This window comes from Roseibium sp. RKSG952 (assembly GCF_009711355.1).
In genome coordinates this window covers 1-2,216 of the sequence record NZ_SMMF01000592.1, presented here as the reverse complement: position 1 = coordinate 2,216, position 2,216 = coordinate 1, and the positions used below count along the sequence as shown (strand labels likewise).

At 49.4% G+C, this 2,216-nt stretch carries 1 protein-coding gene; it reads left to right on the top strand.

Annotation, left to right across the window (positions count from 1 at the left end; translation table 11 throughout):
* Positions 1-256: 256 nt before the first annotated feature.
* Complete coding sequence (locus E1297_RS02610; protein WP_196223155.1) at positions 257-2,047, top strand: calcium-binding protein; 1,791 nt, start codon at positions 257-259, stop codon at positions 2,045-2,047.
* Positions 2,048-2,216 lie beyond the last annotated feature (169 nt).

The window sequence follows — 2,216 nt, the reverse complement described above, 5'->3', positions numbered from 1 at the left end:
CTGTCCGGAAACAGGGACGAACTCCACGTTGGAACTCGACCGCACTTCTTATCAACCCTGGAAAGACTGCTTGCATTTCCAGTCACGTCCACACACTGATCCGGTTCGAAAAGGTCTCGTTGCATTTCAGGACCCTTTCGCATTGATGCCTGCGCAGTCTCTAAGTACCGCTGAGTGTATTAATAAAAATTAACTAAATATGTTCATTTTTACTGATAATAATATCAATGTATATTATTGCGTGAAGGGTGATGCAATGTCGATTTTGGATGAACTTACTGATATCGATGACGACACAGATGAAGAGGAAGCGGATACTGCGGACTCTCTGATTGCCGATCAGGAGTTGTATGGCACCAGCGGTGATGACACCCTCTATGGCATGACAGGCGACGACCTGCTTTACGGTGAAGGGGGCGATGATACGCTCTACGGGAATTTCGGAAATGACACGCTATATGGCGGCGATGACAACGACATCCTGTACGGCGAAGACGGCGATGATACTCTTTATGGCGGTGATGGGGATGACTGGCTCTATTCCGGTTCTCTGTTTGACGGCGAATCGGACACTCTAACTGGCGGTTCCGGCGCGGACACGTTCGTTCTTGGTGAAGTTGCTGATGACGGTTCCTCGTCTTCATCTGTCGACTGGGGCGACCTTGCAACAACAATCAGCAAAACGACAACATCGGTCCTCTACGGCTCGGTAACAGCTGCAGGTGTAACTGGCCTGGGGTATGCGTCGGTTGCAAGTACGGTTGCATATGCGGTGTCCGACATTCTGGACGCGACCTTGTTCGCGACGGATGACACTGAAAGTGACCCGACGCCTGGGTATGCTCAGGTCACGGATTTCAATCCGCTCGAAGATGTCATAATCATTCCGATCTATTCGACCAGCCTGTCGAACGTTTTTCTATCGAGCGATCTTACAAGTGGTGGCTATGGTTTCACTATCGTTTACGATAACGGAGATTCTTCCGATATTGTCGCTACGGTGACTTTTGATGATGTCAGTGAAGTATTTGGTGACGATGTAACGTCATGGTCGCAGACTATGGTGGATGCCTTTTACTACTCGATGCTGCAAAACGCATTGATTGTTACGTCTGATGGCGAAGTCTACAGCTTCACCAGCGGCGGCTCCGTCGACATGACATCAAGTGAAGTCAGCTCGATTGATGATTCCGCTTATATTCTTATGGGGGCTTACTCAGGTTGGTACGTCTACGGTTCGTCATCGTCAGAAACCCTGGTAGGGAATAATTATGACGACGTCATCTATGGGTATATCCCGGATTCTTCGATCGCCGGGTATACAGGCGCTGATACAGACCAGGCTGATTACATCTACGGCTTTGATGGAGATGACTGGATCCAGGCTGGCGCTGGTGACGACTACATCTATGGTGGGGATGGCTCCGATACTTCGGCATACACCGATTCAACATCCGGGATCATTGTCGATCTGACGAATACATATGAGGACAGCACAGGCGAGACCTATGTATTGGTCGAAGATGACGGTTTTGGCGATTCCGATCACCTCTACAGCATAGAAAACATCTGGGGCACCGACTATGATGATGTGATTACAGGTGATGACGAAGACAATATTTTCCTCGGATATGATGGTGATGATGTTCTAACTGGCGGTGGCGGCGACGACATCCTTGTCGGAGGAGATGGCGACGATACCCTTGATGGCGATGACGGCGATGATGTTCTCATTTCGACTGGCGGCAATGACACGCTGACCGGAGGGGATGGTGCCGACACATTTGTCCTGGCAGGCGGGACCGTCACGATTACTGATTTTGATGCAGATGAAGACACCATCGTTATCTACTTTGATGCCTATGATGCCACATATGACGAGGAGACAGGCACAGTCACCGATTCAGAGGGGAATACCTATGATAACGTCGAGGATTGGGCCGGTGATTACGTAGCGTTTAGTGATGGAAATGACGTCGACTTGTCCTACGACAGCGATCTGGTGTCCTATCAAACATCAAGCTTCTCCACGGAAGACTGGGTGTAATGCCGGTCATTGTGTCAGTGAGATGCAGTGTAGGCCGTGTGGACGAATTGACTCATACCAAGACCATTTGATCAGAACCCATGCGCCCATTCCCGCATTCCGATCGACATTATGATCCATGTTTGGTCAATAAGTTTGTTCGTAACCACTCGATTAGTACCGCCTTTTT

What these genes read in the sequence shown, in the direction of transcription:
- E1297_RS02610 (WP_196223155.1), top strand. Translation starts at nt 257, where the DNA reads ATGTCGATTTTGGATGAACTTACTGATATCGATGACGACACAGATGAA.